The organism is Bacillus sp. FSL K6-3431, from assembly GCF_038002605.1.
GTDB lineage: Bacteria > Bacillota > Bacilli > Bacillales > Bacillaceae_C > Lederbergia.
Genome location: NZ_JBBOCT010000001.1, coordinates 1,755,462 through 1,779,319 on the forward strand (window position 1 = coordinate 1,755,462; position 23,858 = coordinate 1,779,319).

At 34.8% G+C, this 23,858-nt stretch carries 21 protein-coding genes, 1 tRNA gene and 1 pseudogene; 3 read left to right on the forward strand and 20 right to left on the reverse strand.

Annotated elements, in window-relative coordinates:
- Positions 1 to 81: 81 nt before the first annotated feature.
- Positions 82 to 1,230, reverse strand: coding sequence for a tRNA epoxyqueuosine(34) reductase QueG (gene queG / locus MHB53_RS08950; RefSeq protein ID WP_340917374.1), 1,149 nt, complete (start codon positions 1,228 to 1,230; stop codon positions 82 to 84).
- 141 nt (positions 1,231 to 1,371) lie between these two features.
- Between queG and MHB53_RS08955 the strand changes: the two genes are divergently transcribed.
- Positions 1,372 to 2,043 carry a B3/B4 domain-containing protein gene (locus MHB53_RS08955; protein ID WP_340917376.1) on the forward strand — a complete coding sequence of 224 codons (672 nt, stop codon included), beginning with the start codon at positions 1,372 to 1,374 and terminating at the stop codon, positions 2,041 to 2,043.
- Positions 2,044 to 2,118: 75 nt separating this feature from the next.
- On the opposite strand, the gene MHB53_RS08960 is transcribed toward MHB53_RS08955, so the two are convergent.
- The 17 genes from MHB53_RS08960 to MHB53_RS09040 all read right to left on the reverse strand — a co-directional run bounded on the left by MHB53_RS08960 (position 2,119) and on the right by MHB53_RS09040 (position 19,347).
- Positions 2,119 to 2,192 (reverse strand) — tRNA-Gly (locus MHB53_RS08960).
- A 382-nt stretch (positions 2,193 to 2,574) separates the two neighbouring features.
- Positions 2,575 to 3,111 carry a DUF1572 domain-containing protein gene (locus tag MHB53_RS08965; RefSeq protein WP_340917378.1) on the reverse strand — a complete coding sequence of 179 codons (537 nt, stop codon included), beginning with the start codon at positions 3,109 to 3,111 and terminating at the stop codon, positions 2,575 to 2,577.
- A gap of 916 nt (positions 3,112 to 4,027) precedes the next feature.
- Positions 4,028 to 5,449, reverse strand: coding sequence for a type VII secretion protein EssB/YukC (locus tag MHB53_RS08970; protein WP_340917380.1), 1,422 nt, complete (start codon positions 5,447 to 5,449; stop codon positions 4,028 to 4,030).
- 176 nt (positions 5,450 to 5,625) lie between these two features.
- Positions 5,626 to 6,549 (reverse strand): serine/threonine protein kinase, encoded by a 924-nt coding sequence (locus MHB53_RS08975; protein WP_340917382.1) that lies wholly within the window; start codon positions 6,547 to 6,549, stop codon positions 5,626 to 5,628.
- Between the two features lie 6 nt (positions 6,550 to 6,555).
- The gene (locus tag MHB53_RS08980; RefSeq protein ID WP_340917384.1) at positions 6,556 to 7,497 is read right to left on the reverse strand and encodes a PP2C family protein-serine/threonine phosphatase; all 942 of its coding nucleotides are present in this window, start codon (positions 7,495 to 7,497) and stop codon (positions 6,556 to 6,558) included.
- Between the two features lie 6 nt (positions 7,498 to 7,503).
- The gene (locus tag MHB53_RS08985; RefSeq protein ID WP_340917387.1) at positions 7,504 to 9,165 is read right to left on the reverse strand and encodes a DUF6382 domain-containing protein; all 1,662 of its coding nucleotides are present in this window, start codon (positions 9,163 to 9,165) and stop codon (positions 7,504 to 7,506) included.
- A 50-nt stretch (positions 9,166 to 9,215) separates the two neighbouring features.
- Positions 9,216 to 9,740 (reverse strand): A24 family peptidase, encoded by a 525-nt coding sequence (locus MHB53_RS08990; RefSeq protein WP_340917390.1) that lies wholly within the window; start codon positions 9,738 to 9,740, stop codon positions 9,216 to 9,218.
- Between the two features lie 14 nt (positions 9,741 to 9,754).
- Entirely contained in the window at positions 9,755 to 10,330 is a 576-nt protein-coding gene (locus MHB53_RS08995; RefSeq protein ID WP_340917395.1) for a TadE/TadG family type IV pilus assembly protein, read from the reverse strand.
- Positions 10,331 to 10,471: 141 nt separating this feature from the next.
- Positions 10,472 to 11,086: a DUF4352 domain-containing protein gene (locus MHB53_RS09000; RefSeq protein ID WP_340917397.1), complete on the reverse strand. Its 615-nt coding sequence runs from the start codon at positions 11,084 to 11,086 to the stop codon at positions 10,472 to 10,474.
- Positions 11,087 to 11,223: 137 nt separating this feature from the next.
- A complete protein-coding gene (locus tag MHB53_RS09005; protein ID WP_340917399.1) occupies positions 11,224 to 11,898 on the reverse strand; it encodes a DUF4352 domain-containing protein in 675 nt (224 codons plus the stop codon).
- 25 nt (positions 11,899 to 11,923) lie between these two features.
- Positions 11,924 to 14,137: a DUF5702 domain-containing protein gene (locus tag MHB53_RS09010; protein ID WP_340917401.1), complete on the reverse strand. Its 2,214-nt coding sequence runs from the start codon at positions 14,135 to 14,137 to the stop codon at positions 11,924 to 11,926.
- A 51-nt stretch (positions 14,138 to 14,188) separates the two neighbouring features.
- Positions 14,189 to 14,818: a TadE/TadG family type IV pilus assembly protein gene (locus MHB53_RS09015; protein ID WP_340917403.1), complete on the reverse strand. Its 630-nt coding sequence runs from the start codon at positions 14,816 to 14,818 to the stop codon at positions 14,189 to 14,191.
- An 18-nt stretch (positions 14,819 to 14,836) separates the two neighbouring features.
- Positions 14,837 to 15,025, reverse strand: a complete 189-nt coding sequence (locus MHB53_RS09020) for a Flp1 family type IVb pilin (protein ID WP_340917405.1) — start codon at positions 15,023 to 15,025, stop codon at positions 14,837 to 14,839.
- Between the two features lie 33 nt (positions 15,026 to 15,058).
- Entirely contained in the window at positions 15,059 to 15,922 is an 864-nt protein-coding gene (locus MHB53_RS09025; protein WP_340917407.1) for a type II secretion system F family protein, read from the reverse strand.
- A 6-nt stretch (positions 15,923 to 15,928) separates the two neighbouring features.
- Positions 15,929 to 16,873, reverse strand: a complete 945-nt coding sequence (locus MHB53_RS09030; RefSeq protein WP_340917409.1) for a type II secretion system F family protein — start codon at positions 16,871 to 16,873, stop codon at positions 15,929 to 15,931.
- 124 nt (positions 16,874 to 16,997) lie between these two features.
- The gene (locus MHB53_RS09035; protein WP_445661510.1) at positions 16,998 to 18,230 is read right to left on the reverse strand and encodes a CpaF family protein; all 1,233 of its coding nucleotides are present in this window, start codon (positions 18,228 to 18,230) and stop codon (positions 16,998 to 17,000) included.
- Complete coding sequence (locus MHB53_RS09040) at positions 18,226 to 19,347, reverse strand: AAA family ATPase (RefSeq protein ID WP_340917414.1); 1,122 nt, start codon at positions 19,345 to 19,347, stop codon at positions 18,226 to 18,228. Before MHB53_RS09040 ends, MHB53_RS09035 begins: the two co-directional genes overlap by 5 nt.
- An 856-nt stretch (positions 19,348 to 20,203) precedes the next feature.
- Between MHB53_RS09040 and MHB53_RS09045 the strand changes: the two genes are divergently transcribed.
- Positions 20,204 to 21,634 carry a TcaA second domain-containing protein gene (locus tag MHB53_RS09045; protein WP_340917416.1) on the forward strand — a complete coding sequence of 477 codons (1,431 nt, stop codon included), beginning with the start codon at positions 20,204 to 20,206 and terminating at the stop codon, positions 21,632 to 21,634.
- Between the two features lie 642 nt (positions 21,635 to 22,276).
- Here MHB53_RS09045 and MHB53_RS09050 read toward each other — a convergent pair.
- Together MHB53_RS09050 and MHB53_RS09055 are read right to left on the reverse strand one after the other, a co-directional pair.
- Positions 22,277 to 23,128 carry a DegV family protein gene (locus MHB53_RS09050; RefSeq protein WP_340917418.1) on the reverse strand — a complete coding sequence of 284 codons (852 nt, stop codon included), beginning with the start codon at positions 23,126 to 23,128 and terminating at the stop codon, positions 22,277 to 22,279.
- Positions 23,129 to 23,185: 57 nt separating this feature from the next.
- The gene (locus tag MHB53_RS09055) at positions 23,186 to 23,344 is read right to left on the reverse strand and encodes a hypothetical protein (RefSeq protein ID WP_340917420.1); all 159 of its coding nucleotides are present in this window, start codon (positions 23,342 to 23,344) and stop codon (positions 23,186 to 23,188) included.
- Between the two features lie 334 nt (positions 23,345 to 23,678).
- Here MHB53_RS09055 and MHB53_RS09060 point away from each other — a divergent pair.
- Positions 23,679 to 23,762: pseudogene (locus MHB53_RS09060) on the forward strand (VOC family protein); the annotation flags it as partial.
- Positions 23,763 to 23,858 lie beyond the last annotated feature (96 nt).

Sequence of the window (23,858 nt, forward strand, 5' to 3'; positions counted from 1 at the left end):
AATCCCTCCTCACTTAAATATATGCAAAGGAGTAATAATTACGTAAAAAAAAGACGCGGTTATTCCCCCCCATCTTTCACTTTAAGTGTGTGTAACATCCTTTTTAAAAAACTTTAATCCTTTTTCTATTTCTAATAACACATCTTCATCTTCTTCTACTAACTGTGCTTTCTCCAAGGCATCCTGTGCTTGCTCACCACCAATTTTCCCTAGTGCCCACGCAGCAGTACCTCTTAGGACTGGCCGAACATCCTGGCGAAGCACATCAATTAAATCCTCTACAGCCGACGCTTCTTTAAAATGAGCGAGCGCTAAAATGGCATTACGTTGAATCGGCTTCTTTCCTCGCCATGACCCAGATAATTCACCATAATTTTCTTTAAATTCACGATTTGAAATATTCAATAATGGTACAAGTAGCGGCTTTACAACATCGGGAGCTGGCTCCATTTTTGGATGCTCGCGGAAATCCATTCCTTTATTTTTCGGACAGCTTGTCTGACATGTATCACACCCATAAAGCCTATTTCCAATTTTACCGCGAAACTCATCAGGCATAAATCCCTTTGTCTGAGTCAAGAAAGCAATACAACGCTGGGCATCTAATTGGCCAGGCTGAACAAGTGCCCCTGTTGGACACGCGTCTCTACATTTATTACAATCGCCGCATTGATCATGCAATGGCTCATCTGGTTCAAATGGAAGATTGGTAATCATTTCGCCAAGATAGACGTAAGAACCAAACTCAGGAGTAATAATGGAACAATTTTTCCCACTCCAACCAATCCCAGCTCTCTCAGCCACTGCTCTATCAACTAATTCCCCTGTATCGACCATCAGTTTGAACCTCGATTGATCTACACGCCCCTCAATATATCTAGCCAATTGTTCCAATTTCTCACGTACAAGGACATGGTAGTCAATACCCCAAGAAGCTCGACAAAATATCCCACGACGTTCACCTTTTTTCCCTTTTGGAGCATCAGGCAGTTTCGACGGATAAGCAAGCGCGATCGCTATAATCGAACGTGGTCCTTCAAATATAAGGTCAGGATGTGTGCGTTTATCAATATCCTTTTCTTCAAAACCCGATTGATAACCAAGTGCTTGCTGTCTAAGCAGTAGATTTTTCATTTCAATAAAAGGATCAGAACCAGCAAAACCAATTTTATCAATTCCAATGCTTTTGCTATATGAAATAATATCTTGCTTTAGTTTACCGTAATCCATTACCGCATCTCCTTTCCAACTTAATATAGAGTTATATATCTATTGTTGCTTATTTATTTCATCTACTTACTAAAGTCTGGCCAACGTTTCCTGCAATTATATATGTTACACTAATATCAGAAAGCTACGGAGGTGGAGTAATTGGAAATAATGATACATCCCGAATTGAGCAAAGCAATATCCAACCTATCAATCGGTATTATCAAATATGATAATATCATCGTCGAAGATTCCCCGCAAATGTTAAAAGGTCGACTACAATTATTTCAAGAATCTCTATTTTTTGATCTTGAAGATAAAAACATTAATGATATTAACGAAATTAAAGATTGGCGAGCAATTTTTAAGCAATTAGGAAAAGATCCAAATCGCTATCGCCATTCTGCTGAATCTCTTTATCGCAGAGTGAAGAAACAAGACTTTCTTCCAAGCATGAATTCCGCCGCTGATATTAACAACTTTTTTTCACTTCAATATCGTGTTCCTATTGGAATATATGATACATCCTTTATTAAAGGTAATGTGGAACTACGTAAAGGCAAGGCAAACGAAACATATGTAGGTCTAAACGGGAGAGAAAATCAGTTGGAGAACTTGATAGTTTCTGCTGACAAGAGAGGCCCATTTGGAAGTCCCTTCGTCGATTCTAGGCGTACAGCTATTATGTCTAAAACAACAAGCGCACTACAAATTGTTTATTTAACTACAGCAATAAAACAAGATGACGCAATGAAAATGCTTGAATCATTGAAAATAATGTTTACTCAAATCAATGGTGGCCAAGGACAAGTCTCTCTCCTAGGCTATAAATAAGTTTTCATAAAAGTAAAACGCAGCGCCCCGTTCATCTAAGGAACGAAACACTGCGTTAGTGAGAAAACATATGTATGGAGCGGGTGATGAGAATCGAACTCACATCATCAGCTTGGAAGGCTGAGGTTTTACCACTAAACTACACCCGCATTCGATAAGACCACTACGTCAGTATACATAAAATATCGAATCATATCAAGTATTGTCACAAATCGTCCACTAAAAAGCGTTTTCATTAAATTTCACTCTTTATATTTCCAAAAATTCTTGACTAATGGACCTTGTCATCAGACTAGAAGTTTAATTAACCTTACGAACATCGCATACATTATAGCTCCACAATCGCAAATAACTATCTATCTATATAACAATCTGTATTTGGCAATTAGACTATGTATGAAATGCAGTATATTTTTTGAATAAAGAAAAGACCTTAAATAATAAAAGATGTATAATCTACTGTATATTTAAGGTCTTTCTTAATTTAAGGTGTTCAACTAAAGCCCCGTTTATTGAGCAAGGTCTAACACTTTATGACTCATGCCTTTTCAGCATTCGTTGTAAATATTCTTCCGATTTTCCTTTGGGGATACTAAGGCTTCCCCAGTTCTCATCTCTTAATTGCTTACCAATAAAAACTATTTGTCCTATATGATAAGCATAGTGAGCCATTTGCCTTTCAATGGCTTCCAGTACAGTATGACTTTCACCACGGATGTATACACTTTTTAATAAATCCTGACCATCTAATCCATTTAACGTCTCAAAAAGACTGTTCCAACCCCTTTCCCAAACTGTTATCAATTCCTGTTTTGACGATATATCATCCTCAAATTCTTGTTCACGATTCCTGTAGGGCTTTTCCCCATCTGAGATTAAAAAGTCAGACCATCTAGACACCATATTTCCACTTAGGTGTTTTGCTATAGCAGCAACACTATTTGAGGCTTCATTTAGTTTCCAGTGAATGTCTTCTTTCGACAATTGACTAATTGTCTTATCCCCAAGACCCTTTACATCTTTAAATCTTTCTCGTACAACTCTCAAATATTCATTTCCTAGATTCATTATAATCCTCCTCACATAACCTATTAACAAGTGATTAAATTAATTTCAGTCGCTTAACGAATATATCCTTTAAAGGTCTTTAACACTAGGAAAGGGCACAATTCATGCTGAGGAAATGCGCCCGATTACGGAAGATCATTACTGATTTTTTATTGAAGGAAGACACCTATTACTTCAAGTACATTTCATCACAATTAAATTATTTTCGAATTCATTTTAATTTCTTTTCTTGGTGGAATTATCTTATTTCCCATTAACCACCGACTAACGCAGATAATCTTGCAATAATAACAGAAGTGAAAAGATTAGAATTAGGAATTAAAAACACAGAAATGACTACCCCAACAAATTGCACCCGTCAATAAAGCCCTTCTCTTCAATTAAATACAATCATCGTACAATGCTACGCTTTTTTTCATCAACAAAGCGTAGCATTCCTTTTCCAACTGATATAACAGCATCCTTATAAATATAAAAATTCTCCATATACAATGACTATATACTTTAATTATACATAATATCGAATAATCATACTGCCAAACCTTACATACGTTTAATGCCATATACAGAAAATCACCAACGATCCGCTGTAGCAACAATGTTTCTTACTCTTTTTTATAAAAGCATAAGCACCTTATTGCAATATTCTAGTTGATTCTTGACTCATATGGCTATTGACTTCTTTCAGCATAGATGAAAGGCGAGGCGAGGAAACCAATGGATTTTTGAGAATAACCCAAATCTTGTTCCCTTAACATACTTCTTTGCTGTAAATGGGAAGCATATAAATTCTTATCTTTCTTACACAGTAATGTTGTCTTAAATCCTTACCAAGAGTTTTTATATACTAAATTAAAGGAGTGGCTTATCAGGATAATAAAAAAGCTGTCGAAGTATCTCGACAGCCTGGGCTTTCTTAAGATGGCTTTGATTCATTTAATTTCTTGATTTCTTTTTTGATTTTCTCTATCTCTTCATCTTTATTTTTTTTTGACTTTTTTGTATCCTTCTTAATCTTATCGATTTCTTGATTTTTTGCCGCTATCTGTAGCGGTATGTCCCCAACTTGTTTTGCTAAAGCTTCAGCTTCCTTTGTTTTTTCTAGTTTGAGATAACTTTTCACAGCCAAGACTTTTGCTTTATTATCCTCTTTTAATTGTTCATTGGCAATCGAAATAACACGCTCATACTCTTCCTTAAGCCAGGCTTGTTCAATTTGAACTGAAGGGGAATCAGATTTCAATGACATTAATATAGCATTTGCCTCTTTTGAGTTTAATCCTACCAGCTTAGCAGCAATCGTAGAATGAAGCTCGGAATCAAGACTAGATGCTTTTTCTAAGCTTTCAGGGGTATTTAGTTCAACATATTGTTTAGCAAGGACTTTTTGTTCTTCCATTGAAAGGTTTTCTACTGCACTAAATACCTGTATCGCTTTTTCATGTTCCCCGGCAAAAATAAGTTTGTATCCTGCTAAAATGCCGCCTTGATTGTTATTTGTCTTTACTGCCTTCTCCAATTGATTGGCTAATTCTTTCTTTTCTTTATTACTTGAAGTTAGCGCGCTAGCTTGTGGCTTAACTTGCGCTACATAACTGACAAGTCCACCAATAAGCAAGCCTATCATTAAAATACCAAGAGCATACATCCAGTTTTTATTTAGTTTACTTATTGCGCTGTCCATCTTATTTACCTTATGGTCTTCTTGCTTATACTTACTTTGTGTTACACCGGAATGCAATGAAGTATTTTTTTTATTTTCTGGCTTAACTTTCATTGCCGCGTTCGGCTTATTCACTGCCGTTGTTTCAAGCTTATCACTAGATAAGATATCTCTTATTTCCATTAACGACTTGGCTTTTCCTAGCTCTTTAACAAATGGTTGTTGAATCGGAATATCAGTTAATCGTTTTTTTAATAACTCGAAAAAAGATTCTCCCGTAAACAAGGAGATAATCAGACATTTAATTTGAAAGATAAATTCTTTTCCATCTTCCTGCTCAGGAGGGAGCAAAGACCTTATCCCTCTATGCACAAATTTTACATCTCCCGCGCTATTACAGTATATGTTGTCAGGATGGATATAAGTTGTAAATTGTGTGCCTTGAATATTATTAATATTTAATATTTTCTTAGCGATGCTTTGCTTGGTTTTTAATGATGCCTTTACCCAAGATTTTAAAGGTTTATACCCTTCAGGTAGATGAAAAAATAAATTTATAGTTTCTTCTTTTACCTCTTGCTTCTTACAAGTGAGAAATAACGAATCCACTTTTGTTAATTCGCTTAATTGTTCTTCCTCCTGAACATTTGTAAATGCTGCTTGTAATTCTACCACTACCTCGGAGCCTTTTTCCCGTAGCACTCCATGAGGTAGATGAACTGGATTAGTCATCATCATGCCTCCTATCTATATGCGAATTTTAATAAACCTCCGAAAAAGTCTGTACAAAAATGCTTCCGATGTTAGAACAATGAAACTAAAAATAGCAAAAGTAATATAGACGACAATTATCATTTTAATTGATCGATTACGATATAAAGAATGACACCAATGAAAAAAAGTATCGAGACAATATATTTCGTAATTAGCCAGCTTTTTCTATTTGATAGAGAATTAGATGTTGGTATTTCAACTTTAGCTGCTAGAAGATATTCTTTTACCTCTTCTGCAGTCTGAATTCGCTCTTCAGGGTTTGTTTTTACTAGCAGTCGAATACATTTTTTCATACTTTTTGAGAGATGCTGCCGAAAAGCTTGTACTGGTTTTTGTGCGATATATACATATCTTCCGCCAGTCAACAAATAATACAGTAAAGCGCCTAACGAGAAAAGATCCGTTCTTGTATCGGATTGCCTCTTTTCAAATTGTTCTGGGGCAGCGAAACCTACCGTACCGATTTGCAATGTATCCTTTACTTTTTCGTGTACATACTTTCTAGCAATTCCAAAATCAATCAACTTCATATGGCCATCGTGTGTAATCATAATATTAGCTGGCTTTATATCTCGATAAATGATTGGGGTTGGTTTCAAAGTATGTAAGTATTGAAGCACATCGCATAATTGAATCCCGATATCTGCAATTGTTGCTTCTTCTAATAAACTATCATTTTGTTCAAAGATTTCATAAAGAGATTCCCCTTTAACATATTCCTGCACTAGATAAAAATAGCGTTCATCATTTGAAGAGAAAAAATCAGCAATCTTTGGTAAAGCTGGATGGTCTAGTTCACTTAATATTTTCGCCTCTGAAAAAAGTCTTTTTGAGATTCTATTTTCCATATCTGCAACCTTTATAGCCCACAATCTGTCTTCATTCATGACCTCTTTAGCTAAATAAACGACAGACATTCCCCCTGAACCGATTTTGCTGATAATTTGATAACGATCCTTTAAAACTTCTCCATCTTCTATATGAATATTATGTTTTGCCATGTTCATCTAACTCCAGCGCTTTTTATTCAAAAAAGAGAAGATATTCGTATTATGTTGATTTTTTATTTCTTCCTCTTTTTTAATGATATTTCTTAATAAAATCACCGTGATATTATCTCGGGTTCCCGAATAATTAGCCAGATTTACTAAGTAATCGCTCAATGTTTGTAGATCTGTATATTCTCTTTCTAAGCCTAAAATTGTTTCAGTAATTTCATCATTTGAAAACATTGAATAAAATCCATCACTACATAATAAAAATAGATCACTTGATTGATAAAAGCCCATTTGTTCACATGGATCCACACCATTCTCAATTCCTAGGCATTGAGTTAATACATTACGCTTGCGATGGTGACGGGCCTCTTCTCTAGTTAATCTACCTTTCTTAATTTCTTGCTCAACCCAAGAATGATCCTCTGTTAATTGCTTGATTTCGACATCTAATTCTAATGCCTCTGTGTGTTGATGATTTAAAGAAGTAAATTCTTCCTTTCCTCCCTTTGCACGAAAAAAGTTTTGAAAGCCGATCTGCCCACCATTTATTTGGTAGATTCTGCTATCACCAACATGGCATATCGCATAATTCCCTTTATATAGAATGAGAACAGATAAAGTTGTCCCTATCTTGGGACCAAATTGCAATAATTTTTGATTTATATTTATACAAATACGATTCATTTCTTTAACCATTTTTTGCAAACAATTTTTCTTTTTAAGAAACTTTTTGATATTTTTACTCCACCACTGATCTAACATTTTTACTGCAATTTGACTCGCAACATCTCCCGCTTGATAGCCACCCATTCCATCTGCAATCGCTACAAGCATAAGTTCCTGTCCGTCCATATCTTCATCGGTTTTAATGAAATAATAATCTTCGTTTCTTTTTTTGATAGGACCAGTGTCAGTGGAAATACCAATCTGCCAATTTTCATTAGAAATCATTCATCTCTACTCCCACTTGAATTGGTAATCAACTTTTCCTATCGAAATGATATCATCCTGATTTAATGCATATATTTTATATGGAACTAAAGATTCATCATTTAGTTTTGTACCATTTCTCGATCCCAAGTCTTTTACACCATAACTATTTTCAATTTTAATAAACTCTATATGAATTCGTGACACTCCAACACTGTCCTCAGAGTAATTGACCGCAGTTTCATTTCTACCAATCGTAAAGTGGTTTCCTGAGAGAGTGATTTTTTCAAGTTCGCCAGCACGATCAATTTCTAGGTAAGCTTCCGTTCTTTGATTAAGATGAATGTCATCTTCTCCACCATCATCTAATAATACTGTGTCATCATTTTCAACTAATAAATTTGTATCTAAAGAAAAGGTTGATGATTTTTCAGAATTAACATTAGATTGTTTATGCTCTTTTATCATTTGGACTGGTTGTTGAACAGGTACATTTTGCATCTGTTGTTCCATATGTTGTTGTACTTCCTGTACTGGTTGTATTGTTGGTGTAGCTTTTAATTGTGACATAGCTTCCATGCCAATAGGATAATGATTTTGTTGTCCCCCATAGGGATTAGCATGAGAATGATTTAGCTGGTTCGCCATTGTCCCCATACTACCTTGATAATGAACAGGATTATCCGTTTGTTGATTTGTTGCAGCTATTTCCGTCTCAGCCAACAATTGTTCTTGTGGGCGCTTTATGAATAAATAAACGACAGCTACTATAGTAAGAAGAGACAATACTCCACTTGTATACAGCATGCCCTTATTAGGAAGTGCCTCATAAACTTTCCATATAATCGTTAGTGTAAGTAATGCAATGACAATAATATAGAGCTTTTGCCTTTGGGTAAATGCAAATCCCGTCTTTTTTGTTTTTTTCTTTTGCTTCTTTCCTGTTGTCTTCTTTTCCGTATTCTTCGTTTGAGCAGACTCTTGTTGGTAACCATTCACTTGTTGGTTTTGATTACCTTGAAATGGATCTACTGGATGTTGATTCACACCAGTATATAATGGTTCTTGATAATGAGATGTTTGATAACCATTATACGGCGTTGGACGTAGGCGCTGTAAATCAAGAAACAGTTCTCTTAAACCAACAAGATTAAAAGACGGATCCTCCACATATTGTGAAATATGTTTTTCTTCACTTCCTTGAAGACTTTCTACTTCATTCACGACTTTCTTGATTAAAATTTTCAATTCCTCTAATGTTGTCTCTTTTTTTTCAAATGAATGGATCGGCATATAAGTTAAATATAATTCTTTCGAATCTTTTCCGATAAAGATAAAATCTTCATTTAATATGTAATGACGTTCATTTAACATATATAGCTTACTCTGTTCCAGAGTTGTAGCAATATTAATAAAGAGCTGATAAAATTCAAAGGATGATAATGTATGTTTTTCTAAATAAGTGGATAAGCTCCGCTTGGATGTAATATCGTAATATAAACGAATCTTAAAATCGATCTCTTCGATTGAAAGTGGTAGCAAATTAGGAATTTGATTTGACTCCATCATCCGTACCTGCAATGGAATAAGCAAATCCCCTAATAATTGTTCCCCCTGTTTTTCGTGAAACATTAAATAATGGCCATTTTTCTGGTGAAAATCATATCCAATCCCATAGATCGATTCCATGTACTTCTCCCCCTAAAGATAATCAATTATAAATACATTTTCTCAGTTCATTATGTAAAAAAGTAGTAATAATAGGTCGTAATTGCCGCTGGAATAACCGCATACATAAATGGAAATCTTGTGCTTTTCGTCGCCTTAAAATCTTCCAATACACTAAAATCTCTAGATATAGCGGTGCCCAATATAGCAAAAAATGCATTCGTCAGTTTTCGTAAAATTGTTTTAGTAAATAAAAGAATAATAGCGCCAATAATAGCTGCATATACAACAGAATACATGGATAAATATAAAGAAATTTCCATGCCAACGATGGATCCTATGGCTGCAAATAACTTTGCATCACCTGCTCCAATTGCTCGAAATATATATAAAAGAATAAATATAAATCCGACTACTAATAATCCTACGATGGAGAAAATCAGACCATCTATTCCACCTGTAATTAAGTGATAAACTAACCCAAAAGCCATACCAGAAACAGTTAACCAATTTGGTAATTTACTATATTTCACATCTAAATAAAGAGCAATAAGTAAATAGACGAACAAACAATAATCATATATCTGTAACTGCACGAAACAACATCTCCTTATGCTCCTGACCATAGACGTTCATACGCCTTTTTCTGCAATGTAATTTTCTTATTTACAAAAGGTGCGGTAATACCAATTTTATAAGTTGCTATAATTCCAATATATGAACCTCCAGAAAAACTTGAAGGAGCTTCCACTTGTATATTCAAATTATCTTTTTTAAAAAATCCATCTTCTGTAGATTGTTCGAATTTAGACCTCACAACAGGAGTTAAAGCTTTTCCAGCTATCCCGTTTACACTGTCCATTATATTAATACCAAATTCGGCTAATATTCCATTTGCCAAAGTCGATGCCTGCCCTAAATCCATGGTATCTTTTGTATAAGCTTTGACCTTATCATCCAATGCAGCTTTTCCCGCTTGTTCAACTAATGTAACAGGATAAACATGTGCTGCAATAACTTCTGCTGTATCATTCACAGCATTTCTTAAGGCCATGTCTGCAACAGATATTCGAATAATGGTCGCTAAAAATACAACGAATAAAAGAAAAAAAGGCATTACCATCGCCGCTTCCAATGTCAAACTCCCATCCTCGCCTTTTTTAAACTTTTTGATCATATTCCGCATAGGGCCTCCTTTAAATCTTTTACTTTATATCATAGCTATTTACAAACTTTGATTGTCCGGAAGACCTAGCATAAATCTTCCAGACAACTTAATATTTTGTATTAATTATTTTGCTTCATTCTTATCAAACTTCCAGATTGTTTAGTTTTTGACAGCTCCTGCGGAAATTAGGCCATCTTTTGTTCGAATATAATAGGTTTCTGAATCTTGACCTTGAAAGACAGTTTCACCAGTTATAGTATCACCTGGTTCAATTGTCCCTTCAAAAGCTTTTATGCTATCATAAAACTTCGAAAGACCCCCTGCACCAACGCCTTCTAAACTCTTCGCAAACTCTAGGTTATCAATTATATCTTTCACATCATATGATTTGTCTCCAATATTTTCTACTGTGATTTCAGTAACAAAAAAGTGATCAAGTGTAGAAGATTCTCCATCTAGTTCATCTAACATTTTCACTGAGTTTACTGTAACTTTATATTTACCAAGTGTACTCTCTGTTTGACCCGTATCACCTATTTTTAAGTCTGTTTGATCTGTAAAATCTCCCGAAAATATATCATCTTCACTCTTATCTTCTTTCTTTTCATCACCATTATCTGATGACTGTGTCGCTCCATTTGTATTCTTTTGTCCATCTGTTTCTTTGCTTTCCTGCTTATCAGAATTGGTGGTACAAGCTGTTAAAGCAGCAACGATTAGAACTATGATTCCTATAAAACCATCAAATTCTTTTTCATAAAATGTTACCCCCATACATGAACTATCTTCTGTTCATTCTTTTTATTTCATCTAAACAAACGATTAGAACTCATTTGCTTACATAAAACAAAAATTTTTTTGATTGTCTGGCAGAACTTACATCTCATCTGCCAGACAACATATTTCACTAATTATTGCGTTTCACTTTTCTCAAAGATCCAAGTTGTTTTATTTTTTACAGCACCAGAAGCAATTAAACCACTTACTGTTCTAATGTAATACGTATTTGCTTCACGCCCGTCAAATACAGCTTCCCCCTTAATAGATTGTCCCGGCTCAATTGTTCCTGTTAAAGCTTCGATACTGTTAAAAAAACTAGAATCATCTCCAGATCCCGAGCCTTCTAAATCCTCTGTAATCTCTAATGAAGCTATTGTATCTTCTGCATCTATCGGTTTATCCCCAATGTTTTTCAAAGTTATCTCAGCAACAAAAAAATGATCAAACATGGCAGCTTCACCATCTATTTCATCTAACATCTTAACTGAATGGATTGTAATTTCATGTTTTCCTAATGTACTCTCTGCTTGTCCTGAATCACCAATTTTCAGGTCTGTTTGATCCTTGAAGTCTCCTGAAGATGTATTACTTTTTTCTTCATTATTTTCTTTATCGCCAGATGTTTCATTTTCATCTTTTGTTTGCTCATCCACATCTTTTGATTGGTTTGCTTCACCGGTACCCTCTCCAGTGTTATTTTCCTTAATCGGCTCATCGTTTTCTTTTTCATTGGAATTCGAAGAGCACGCGGCGAAGATAGTAATACTTAACAATAAGGTTCCTAGCATTATTAATATTCGTTTCATAACCATTACCTCCAAGTTTTGTAATTCAATAAGAATAATCGATTTTTTTATCAATAAAGTATCTATTATTTTCGACTTTTCCAGTGATTACACCAGTTTTTCCTAACATTTTGGTCACACCTGGCAAAAACCACAATTTAACGGAAGTCGTAGCTTCTCCACTAATATAGGTCGGGAGTGTTGTAAGGTCAGCTCCCGTATCATTCTCGATTAAAGCCATCGTACGTGCCATTTTATTGCCTTCCGGATGCATGAATAAAAATATACGTAAATAGTCAAAGTAACTAGTTGTAAATCTCATTGGCTCAAAGAATCTAATCGATTTACCATCATTAATATTCTTTAAATCTACTATCGTCTCCTCTAGAGCATAAACTAATGCTGCAGCCCACATCCATGGACCAAATGATCTTACATATTGTTTTGTAAATGCCTCTAGGAAATTCACAGCAAAACGAAAAGCGAATAGCTCTGTCATTGCAGCCCCATAGTTCGCACCTGTACTTTCTAGACCATACATGATGTATTCAACTTGATTATTTTCAAGTGCAAAGCCTTCGACCCCTTTTTTATTAAAGTCATGACTTTTAAATTTAGTTAAGATATATTCGTTAACATAAATTTTATCCCTTGAATCTATGAGTGCGTCTCCAACCGCACTGAAGACTTTATCGACAAAATTCATTGCATCCTTTGCTACTTTATCTGGATTTTCACGATTAAACTCATTTTTACTGGATTCGATCGATCCTTGGTATTTTTTAGCCAACTCGGCTATTTCTCCTAATAATGCATTGTCATTTGCATATTTATTTGCCTCGTCTAGCGCTTTATCCAATTGTTCATTTAAGTTATCTAATTCTTCTTCAGACTCTTTTTCTTTCTCTTTTACCTCATCATCTTTAATCTCCGGCCGATCACCAGTCATTATCTTTAAAGCATCATCAATTAATGTGTTCGCTGTCTTTTGATGACTCTGGATCTTCTCTGAGAGTGTTCGGATTGTACTAGAACTTTTATAAAAGTTGTCTTTTTTCACCGTGCTTTTAAATTGCGTGATATAACCTGCTAAGTTTGTAGTATTGTTTTCATCAACTTCTGTTAACGCAGTTTCCACCTTATTTTTCAAGTCCTCGAAAAACTTGGGATCAATGATATAATCATCCAACTTTTTGTTTGCTTCTTCAAGATCATCTATTGCCGCGTTTGCAGTACCAGTGCCTTTTTTACTCATATCGGCAGCTTGATTTGACTTATTATAAGTGCCTTTTGCTTCATTTCTTTTATCTTCGATTGTTTCTGTGATTTGATCATTTAACTTATCCGCTTTTTCAACAAGCTTTAATATTTCCTTTAATTCTTCTCTCATTGCATTTGATTTTAACTCAAAGTCTTCGGCAAGCTCACGCACTTGTTTCTCGTATGTTTTGACCTTTTTCTCGTCTTCCTTTCTTTTCTCGTCCTCCTCCTCCCTCTTCTCTTTTTCTTCATCGGTTTCATCTTCACCAGCAGGTGGCTGTTCTTCTCTTTCTTTGATTTCTTTATATGTAGTTAAATGTTTTAATAAATCATTTAGATTTTTCACTGTTGGAAATGAAGCTTCACTTGGATTGTTTACATACTTACCCAACTCATTACTTCTTTGTTTGGCAATTTCCAATTTCAGCTTAATTTTATCAAGCGATTCCTCTCTATCATCGACATCGTCTTGAATACTTGTTGCGATATCCACATATGCCGATGCTTCCTGCATACCCTTCGACACTTGGAGAAAACCTTCTATTATCGTTTGCCCGACTTCCATTGGAGCAATATATTTCATCTCTTCTAATATTTGATACTCAATCGTTGTTTTATTCGAGAGCATCCTCTCATCTTTAATGATGGTCTTTATATCCCCTTCTGGCTTCGTATCAATAAAGCGAAAGTAATCTCCATCTTCTTGCTTTAAATTTTCGCGGAAAACTTTTTCGAATATTTCATTTGCCTCGCTCTGTCCTCCATCAAAACCGAAAAGACCATATCCTTTAACATCTTGATTATAGGCGGACATCGTTGACCGGACAGCTGCTTTCATTGCCTGGTCCGTTTCGCGCTCAGCTGCCATGATTCGAATAAAATCAATTAAAACACCATTAAAAATAAAAAGGAGAAGCGTAATCATAATTGCATAAATGGACACAGCTCCATTTTCATTAATGAAAAATTTATGAAAACACTTTTTCATCCATCTAATCACAGCCATCTCCTTTCTATACTTACTTTCTCTCTATTCATAAATTTACTTTCACTACTTTTTGTTTTTTCTAAGCGTCTTAAAATCACTTATATAGCCACCATATGTTTTAATGTCGTTATAGAAATAAATGACAAAGTCAGTATTTCGGATGAATTCCACGGGTTCAGTAATAGAGCGAGTTGCCCGCGCCTTCATAATATCTATTCCAAACATATTCTTAACGAATGAAGGCAAATAAAGTGGTTGCTCAAGGTTTACGACAATTTTGCTACCAAACAATCCATTTTCAAACTTTATGTCACCTGATATCGGTCCTGGGATTTGCTCAATAAGTTCGGAGCGTGCTTTTTTCTGGACTAATCCTGAATCACCAAACATCGTTAAACCAAACTGTGATAAAAAATTATTCCCAGTTAGTCTCCAATATAATCCATCATCCAAATCGGTCGTGTATGTGTCAAATTCTCCCGTTTTTAAGTCCGAGGAACTATTACTCCAAGAAAAAGCTACCTGGTCTGCTATTCGATTCGCATCATATTGTAGAACAGATTTATAATAGATTACGAGACTAAAAAAGATTAATGATAATGTGATAATGAGAAGCATCGGAAAAATCAGCGATGCCTCAATCGTAAAACTCCCTTTATCACTTTTCAAAAAAACGTTCATTCTCTTCTTCATCGAAGACACTCCAGCCTATTATTCTTGTTTGAATTCATTTACTTTAGTATCACCAAAGCTTAAGAGATCATCTACCCATCCTACGATTTGTTTTCTAAATGCCAAAGCGATTACAACAATTACAGCAATAATTAGCATTATTTCAAGTGTTTGCATTCCCTCCTCATCTTTCCAAAACTTCTTAACCCAATTATTTAAAATGCTCATTCTTAATTCCTCCATTTTCTAAAGTGATTATATTTACATGATGGTTATTGCCGGATAACCGACAATAATCATCACAGCAACAAAGATTAAGATTAATGGGAAAACCAATTTAGAGGAAGCTTCTTCTCCCTTTGTCTTTGATATATTTTTTCGTTTTTCCCATAGATCATGTGATAATTCACGTAATGACAAGATTAAATCCTGTCCACCTTTTCGATAGTTAAGCAAAACAGTTGTAGTGAAAATAGCTACTTCCTGGATGGCACACTTTTTACTTAGCTCGTTCATAACATGTGGAAATGGTTCATTACTCGTCAACTGGTTAACTGTTTCTCTTAATTCTTTATAAAGAGGTGAATCATGATTATTATTTAGTTCCACACAACGAATCAATGCCTGTTGGACCGTTTCACCTGCATTAACTAGTAGAATTATTTTATTAACGACTTCAGGCAATTCCAATAATATTTTATGTTTACGTTCTTTTTCCATCGATGTTAATTGATTAATTAGCAACATTGGAATCATTATTGTAAACATAATCCCTACCCCAAATAATAAATGATCACCTGATGTAAGCAATGCGAGTACTAAAGACCCTATTATACAAATAATAATGATAGAAATAAGTTGGGCTATAAACATTCTTGAATGTTTTAACGCACTTCTGCTTCCATGTAAACTAATCATTTTTTGTTGGATAAAAGCTGCCTGAGTATGGAGTCGCTCCATTAATTTTAGTTTAGTTAAAATATGCAAAGATACAGGAGCCATAAACATTAGAGGATATATACCTGTAAATTCGTTTATCGCCTCGTCATATTTATTCCGAGAGGTAACAGAAAGAGCAATATAAAATGCAATACAGATAATAGTAAATGCTCCATAAATAACCAATGTCGATCACACCTTTATATTCATAATTCGTTGACTTAGCCAAAAGGCTAGACCAAGCAATCCCAAACAAAACGTCATGATAATTGGCCCTAAGTTTGCCCAATTATATAAAGGCGCTAAATAATCACCGGAACTGTATTTTAACAAGGCAATCATACCTATTGGCATAACAGTAAGTATTCTCGATTCAAACTTTTTTTGTGCGATCATTACTTGCACTTCCTGCTGGATATCAATTTTTTCACTAATAACATCTGCTGTTCTCCGAATGACTTCTACAAGATTACCACCTGTACGTTTACAAGTAATAAATATATCGGAAAAATTAATTATATCCTCCAAGTCAGATCTAATAGCAAAATCTTGAATCGCTCTCTCAATCGTTTCACCATTCTCAACACGACGATTAATGATTTCGAATTCCCGGATGATATATGTGTTTGGATCGGGGTATAAAAGTTTAAGATCGTATACAATCTCTTTAAAACTGTTTTCAATCGATCTTCCAGCAGCTAGTGAGGAGGAAAGGGAAGCAATTGCTTCTTTAAATTGCACAGATAGCTTTTCTTTTCTCTTTTCTAATAAGTTTTTTCTCTGAATCCTTGGATAGATAAAGCCAATTGTTGCTAATATAAGCGCAAAAATAATACTTTCATAAAATAAGTAGCCTATTAAAAAAATGACAATCATTGATATGCTCATATAAAAGAGATATTCTCGCATACTCAAATAATAGTTTGAATAATCGATTAAGTGACCTTCCACTTGCCTTATTTTTCCAATGGCAATCTCTTGCTTTTTTTCAAACGCTTTTTGTACTAAAGCACTTTGATTGGGTTGATTATCTTCTATCTGTCCAGCTTGTTCCTTTTTCTTTTTCCGATAATTTATAAAGAAATAAATACCAAATAGAAGAGGTAGCAGCAAGAGAATCAACATATCTTTATTCATTTAATCACCACCTCGTTTCTTATTTAAAGACGGCTATGTTATATGTAGCTGTTGATTTTCGACTCATTTAGCAAGTCATCATATCAATAATATTTACCACGTCTTAAGGACAAGCAGTCTAAGATTATACATTCGCTTGCTCATATATTCCTGCTTGTTTTAACTTTGAAACAGATTTTAGAGGATTTCCAGTTGGAAGTAATTGGCCAATAATCTTACCTGTAGGACCCTCACCCTCCTCAACAAACTCGTATAATGGATTAAGTTGTATTTCTCCCCCTTCCAAGCCAACTAATTCACTTATGGAGACAACTTTTCTCGAATTATCTCTCAATCGAGATAAGTGGATCATAATATCAATCGCCGAATTAATTTGTTGACGAATCACCTGAACAGGTAATGCTGCACCACTTAGGACCATCGTTTCTAAACGACTTAGCATATCTATCGTTGAATTGGCGTGTCCAGTTGAAAGCGAGCCATCATGGCCAGTATTCATTGCTTGTAGCATATCCAACGCCTCTCCCCCACGAACCTCTCCGACAATCACTCTATTAGGTCTCATACGAAGCGATGTCCTGATCAGATCACGAATGGTAATTTGACCTTTTCCTTCTGTATTTGCATTACGAGTTTCCAAGCTTACTATATTCGGTACATTTTTGATTTGGAGTTCCGCTGAATCTTCAATAGTAATAATCCGTTCTTGCATCGGAATAAAGTTTGACAGCACATTTAAAAAGGTTGTCTTACCTGAACCAGTTCCCCCGCCAATAAATATATTGTATTTTGCAGCGACTAAGTTTTGCAAAAACGATGCAGCTTCTCCTGTAATAGCCTTTTTTTCAATTAAGTCTTCAATCATTAACGGTTTTTCTGGGAATTTCCGAATCGTCATGACTGGTCCTTTTAATGCCAGTGGTGGTAACACAACGTTTACTCTCGAACCATCTTGTAATCTTGCATCAACGATTGGCGACGATTCATTGACCACCCTATCCACTTTTGAAACGATCGATTGAATGATGTCTTCTAGTTTTTGCTCACTTTCAAACTCAATATCTACTTGTGAAACTTCACCATCACGTTCTATAAAAATTTCCTTATGATTGTTTACCATAATCTCTGTAATCGACTTATCATCAATTAATGGTTGTAAAACATCGTAGCCGCGAAATGCATTAAAGGTTCTTTCAACAAGCCATTGGATTTGTTCGGAATTAATCCGATTTGTTTGTGCATATTCAAACACTGCAGTTTCCACATATTCAAGTAGCTCTCCATTTGGAATAGAGTGCATTAAATCCAATGTTTCTCTAAGCTTTTGAATAATATCCTTAACATCTTTTTCATCAATCAACTGTCACACCTGCCTGATCCCTTACTATGATATCTTCAATGATTGAAAGTAACTCCTGCATGAATAAAGGATGATAAAGTACTTGCTGTGTATCAATTACTTGGAACCACTCTACGATATTTGGTAAGTAACCGCGGATCGGTAAATTATATTTATGATAAGCCTCCGGAAACTGCCCAGTAAAATGATTCATAACAAAGGCAACCTTTTCAGCTAGATGATGTTCCGCCCCAAATACATCATCCATTCGCTCTAGCATCGCTGAAGTCTTATGAAAACTTTGTAGGTCATTATTTAGCAGCCAAATGACTTGATTACTTTCCTCAATAGCAGCTTCTATACGCTCATGAATGGCACTATCAAGATCTATTAAAATATAATCGTAATTTTCCGTTTCAATCAATGCTTGTATAAGTCTCTTCGTCTCATCTTTTGTAATGGACATCATTTCATCGGGACAAGGTGGCAAATCAAAATAGTCCACCTTTGACGCATCATCAAACTTTTTCAATGCTTCTACCTTTGCCAATAATTGATCTGGCCTTGCTTTTAAATAATAAAGAATTTGCAAAGAAGGTAAATCCCCCTGCGGCTGGAAATATAGTGATGTTGTATTTAGTAGTTCTAAATTTAAATAAAAAACCTTATTTCCCATTAAAGCCAACTGCCTACTCATATTGACGGATACGGTTGTTTTCCCAGAACCACCAACAGGCGAATAAAATGAAAGCACCTTCGTTTTTATCCCTTTTCTAGCAATCCCCGAAAAGGTTGAATGATTTTCATAATAGGCTGAGAGAATGCTAGATAACATTTTATTTAAAGGCTGATACTTATAAACAGAATAGATATCATTCTCCATGTTTTCTTTCGTTTCTTGTAAAAATACGACCATACTTTTCTCGTCGTTTTGCATTTCTTCATTATATAAATCTGGTTGAACTAATAAAATGTCATAGGACTGTCCTGAAGCTATATAATGATTCATACTTGTGGAACTAGAAAAAAGCTTAACATCAAATTTTGATTGTAAATTAGATGACATGATGTATTCGCTAAAAGATTTTAAAAAAAGTGAATCCGCCTCTACAATAACAAGTTGTAGCTTTTTCAATAACACCACCAACCTTCAAAAAAATATAATGCTAGATCAATTCCGCCTCGGAGGAATTGCGTCCAGATTTTATCGAGCTCGCTCGATAAACTTCCTCTAAAAATCTGTGACATCCGCCGGAGGCTTTCACTTCATTCAGCCGGAATTTGCACTCCCACTGAATTAGGTAAATCGCATTCATCTCGCCACTTATAAAAGTGGGGGACTTCTGCTGAATGAAGTTAAAATATATAATAAATACCTAAAATAAACTAAATCCTCGCAGTCACAGATATTTCATTAGTTGACGATACACTATATATCGATCAAGATGTACAAATGTGTTCATATTTCCGACAAAATAAGCCATTTGAACCATCATCTTATTACTAATATAAGTCAACATACCTATCAATCATCTATAGTTCCTAGGAGATTAGAGCTTAGTGATAATTAAATAAAGTATTAAAATAAAGAGTGAAATAAAAAAAATAACATATGGAAAAACACCGACACATCTTTCTTTTATACTGACTTCATTCAAATTTTTGTATACGACAATTTGATCTTTTATGCTATGTTCCTGTACATGTTCCTTTATTGTTTTTGTTTCCAATAATACTGTTTCATCTTGTTCGCCTATGTTTCTCACTCCTTAACTAATATAGTGTAGCCGCTTCGCTTGAAGCCACTGACAAACTAGTCTGTACGATACTTGTTTTCGCTAAATAGTATAATACCAAAACTTTAATAGCCTGCATTCAGCTAAAATACCTATGACTGTTGGCAGTGGAAATAAAATACAGTAATAGTAAAATAGATTGATGTATATCTTAAATTTGATATTATTCCAGAAAAGAAAAAGAGAGGTTTTTTAATGAATTGTACAAAATGTAAGACTTCATTAAACCCAAATGCAGTATTCTGTCAAAACTGCGGGGTAGCTGTTGAAGCACCACCTGCTAAAAAAAGGGCTAAACCCCCCTTTCTAAAAAAGTTAGTCATTATCTTATCTGCTTGTGTCACAGTTATTTTGCTAGGAATCGTTTTATATCAGATTGGCTTAAATGCCTACTCACCTGAAAAAACAGTAGCGACATTTAGAGAGGCAATAAATAAAAATGATGTAGATACAATTACATCTCTTTTAAAGTCAAATTCAAGCACATGGGATTTCAAGGAAGATGATGCAGACTTATTGCTTACATATTTTAAAGATCATCCAAATGATAAAGACAAGTTATTTAACAATCTAAATCATCAAGCGGAACAATATAAAGAAAACAGTAAATATATTGAGCTTGGAGAAAAGCATTTTGCTAATATTTCTTTACAGCGGGCAGGTAAAAAGTGGTTATTTTTTCATAACTATTCTTTATTAATTACTCCTGCAAACATTAGTGTAGCCGTTGACCAAGACGATGCCAAAATTTTCATAGGTGAAATGGAAGTAGAGGCTAATACCATAAAAAATGATTATCACTCGTATGGACCATTTTCAATTGGATCCTATGAAATAAAAGCTGAGCTCCTTGGTAAATACATCGATGCGGAAGAAACAAAAGAAGTAGATTTATTTAACCTAGAAGATAGCGAGGTAGAAGAAAATCTATCCATTAATGCTAGCAAAGTGGAGGCATTCACTACATATAATGATACTACCCTATACATGAACGGAAATAAAACAGACGCTAAAATTGGAACTAAACCAGAAGAGCTAGGCATGGTCCCAATAGATGGTAGTATCACTTTTACATTAGAGAAGGAATTCCCTTGGGGTGTTGCTACTTCCGATGACTTTTTAGTAGAACAACGAAATATAGATATGAGTAACTTTGTTGTTCTATCACCTGAAGAACGTGAAGAGATAATGATCATGCTAAACAAAAATTGGGAACAACATATAGAAGCCTTACAAACGTCAGATACGTCTAATTTGACGCTTGTCCCTAAGGTGTATAAAGATGCTGTTAAGAAGCAAACAAAAAACCTGCATGGAAAAAACAAAGAGTATATCGCTACCTTTATAAAGGCTCGTTATGATATCGACACTTTAAAAACTCCTATATATAATGAAGAACTAAATCGTTATGAGTTAAAAGTAGAAGCAGAGTACACACTTAACGAACCTCAACTTCATGCGTACGCTTTATTAAGACAAGGTGACGATGCAACCACTACATACTATATGACCCTTTATTATGACGAAGGTGATAGCGAATGGAAAATAGAAAATTATACTACCGGAAGCTTTTTCTTATCATCCTTACATGAAATAAAATCATATGATATTGTATCCAAAGACTAAGCAAATGATCTTTGCTGTAGGATTTATATAACATTAAAATTACATTTAAAGAGATAGCAATCTATAAAAATGTTTATTTTCCCCTCTAAACCAGACGTTCATAAGTCGCTCGAAATAAGAAAAACCATTGAAACTTAAAGAGCACTGAAAAAGTACAAAGAGAAAAAGAAGCTAATCACCTACTTTTATAGATGATTAGCCTTTTTTGTTTACTATAAGTTGATAAAATACAGATTAATTTCGCAATTAAATCCCTTTACATATTTCCCCCAATTTTATTCAATCCACCTAATGCGAAGATTGATAAGGTATTCGCACCTTTACTCGAACTAATACCCTTCTACTTGAAAAAGATAGTATTAGTTTGCCTCCTTGAATTTTCTTCATTCTTTGCCTTTCGCCAACGGAATATCATCATATGAGACCCAATCACTATAGTTTCCGGCATATAATAGCTTTACATCACGAAAGTTTGCCATTTTTAAATGAAGCTTGTTCTTATCCTTCTGTCCAAAATTTATTGATTTTACTAGGAATATGTCCGGCTACCTATATCGATTGGTTCCACTTCCCCTGAATAGCGTGCTTCCTCTCTTCAATCGATTAATATTGCTGATTTATTCTCAGATTCCATGTCCCTTCCTATCTTTCTAGTCCTGCTACTCCGAATCCGCCTGGTCCAGCGTGAGTGGAAATCATAGCGCCGGCTTGTATCCATTTGATATTGTTAAAGCCATATTCTTTAGCGATATCAATCATTCTATCCTTGATAACATCATCAAGGCCAATCGAGTACAATAAGTATAGTTGTTCTTTATCAATATCGTATTGATGTAAATACTCATGCAAAAGTTTTTCTGTAACGGCGCTCATTATCCCGCGGTATTTTTTGGTGGAAACGAGTTTTCCATCTATTAATTCAATGCATGGCTTTATTTTTAACAAAGCTCCACCTAGATAAGCTAGATTACTGACTCGTCCACCCGCCTTTAAAAATTCTAAACTGCCGGGAACAAAAACTAGTCTGGATTTCGGAACGATGGATTCAATTTTTTCTACTAAGCGTTCAGGTTCAATTGTAGGTTCTTTCTCTAATAAGTGAACCGCATACATCACGATAGCTGCTAATCCTCCTGTAACGTTCAAAGCATCAATCAGGAATATATCATCCAACTCTTCCGTTGCAATAATGGCATTTTGAAAGGATGAAGATGCTTTTGACGTATAACCAATATGTATTATGACACAATCCGGATAATCCGCTTTTATCTTCTTAAAAAAATGTTCATATTCATAAGCATTGGTCGCCGTTGTAGAGGGGACTTTTTTCGTCTGCTTATGATACTCATAAATATCCTCTACTGGCAACGAACCATCTAAATAATCTTTTCCACCCATGATAACGTGCATCGGGACCACTTGAACAGCATGTTTGTCAGCTACATCTTTTGGTAAATCCGCTCCACTCTCTGTTGTTAAAATAATTCTTCTCATTATATGTCCCCTTTATATCCCTATTATTCTAACTAAACATTTTCTTATTTGTCGTATCTATCCCTCTTGCTCCACCCTATATATTACCACTACATATGAAACTGTTTCTTTTGCAATTCCAGCTGTCTGAGACAATTCATCAGCATTTGCATTTTTAGCTCCAACCACAACCGGAATAAAGTTTTTGAGGCGAGCAGGTATCCGGAAACGAAGCATAATGCCAAATCTTTGATGAATGATTTGCTACAGTTCTAATATTGTTCGCGTATACTTTTCTCTTGAAAACGACAAATTAATGTGATTTTTGTTCTGGCTCATTTTGTTTTTAGCAAAAACATGTACATATTGACATTGTAAAGTGTTTGCTAGGCGTTGTGCAAACTCTGGTACAAGTTGGTAACAAGCAATACTAAATTAGCAACAAGCAAAAAAACACCTACAAACGTTGATATTTCAACATTCGTGAGTGTTTAATTAGTCTCTTAACCTGAATATGCCTAGATATTCCTGATTCATAAAATACATTGATTCTATTTTGCATTCTCATCTGGTTGCTTTGCCAAAATACGCCATACCGGATATGGAATGGCAGGGATATTTTATTGATACAGAAGGAAATATATTCAGCATTCATCTTATTAGGAATATCCGCTTCAATAGCATCCTTATAAAGCTCTTCACAGGTTTTTATAAATTCAATAAAAGTACTTATTATCCTTTAGCCACTTTT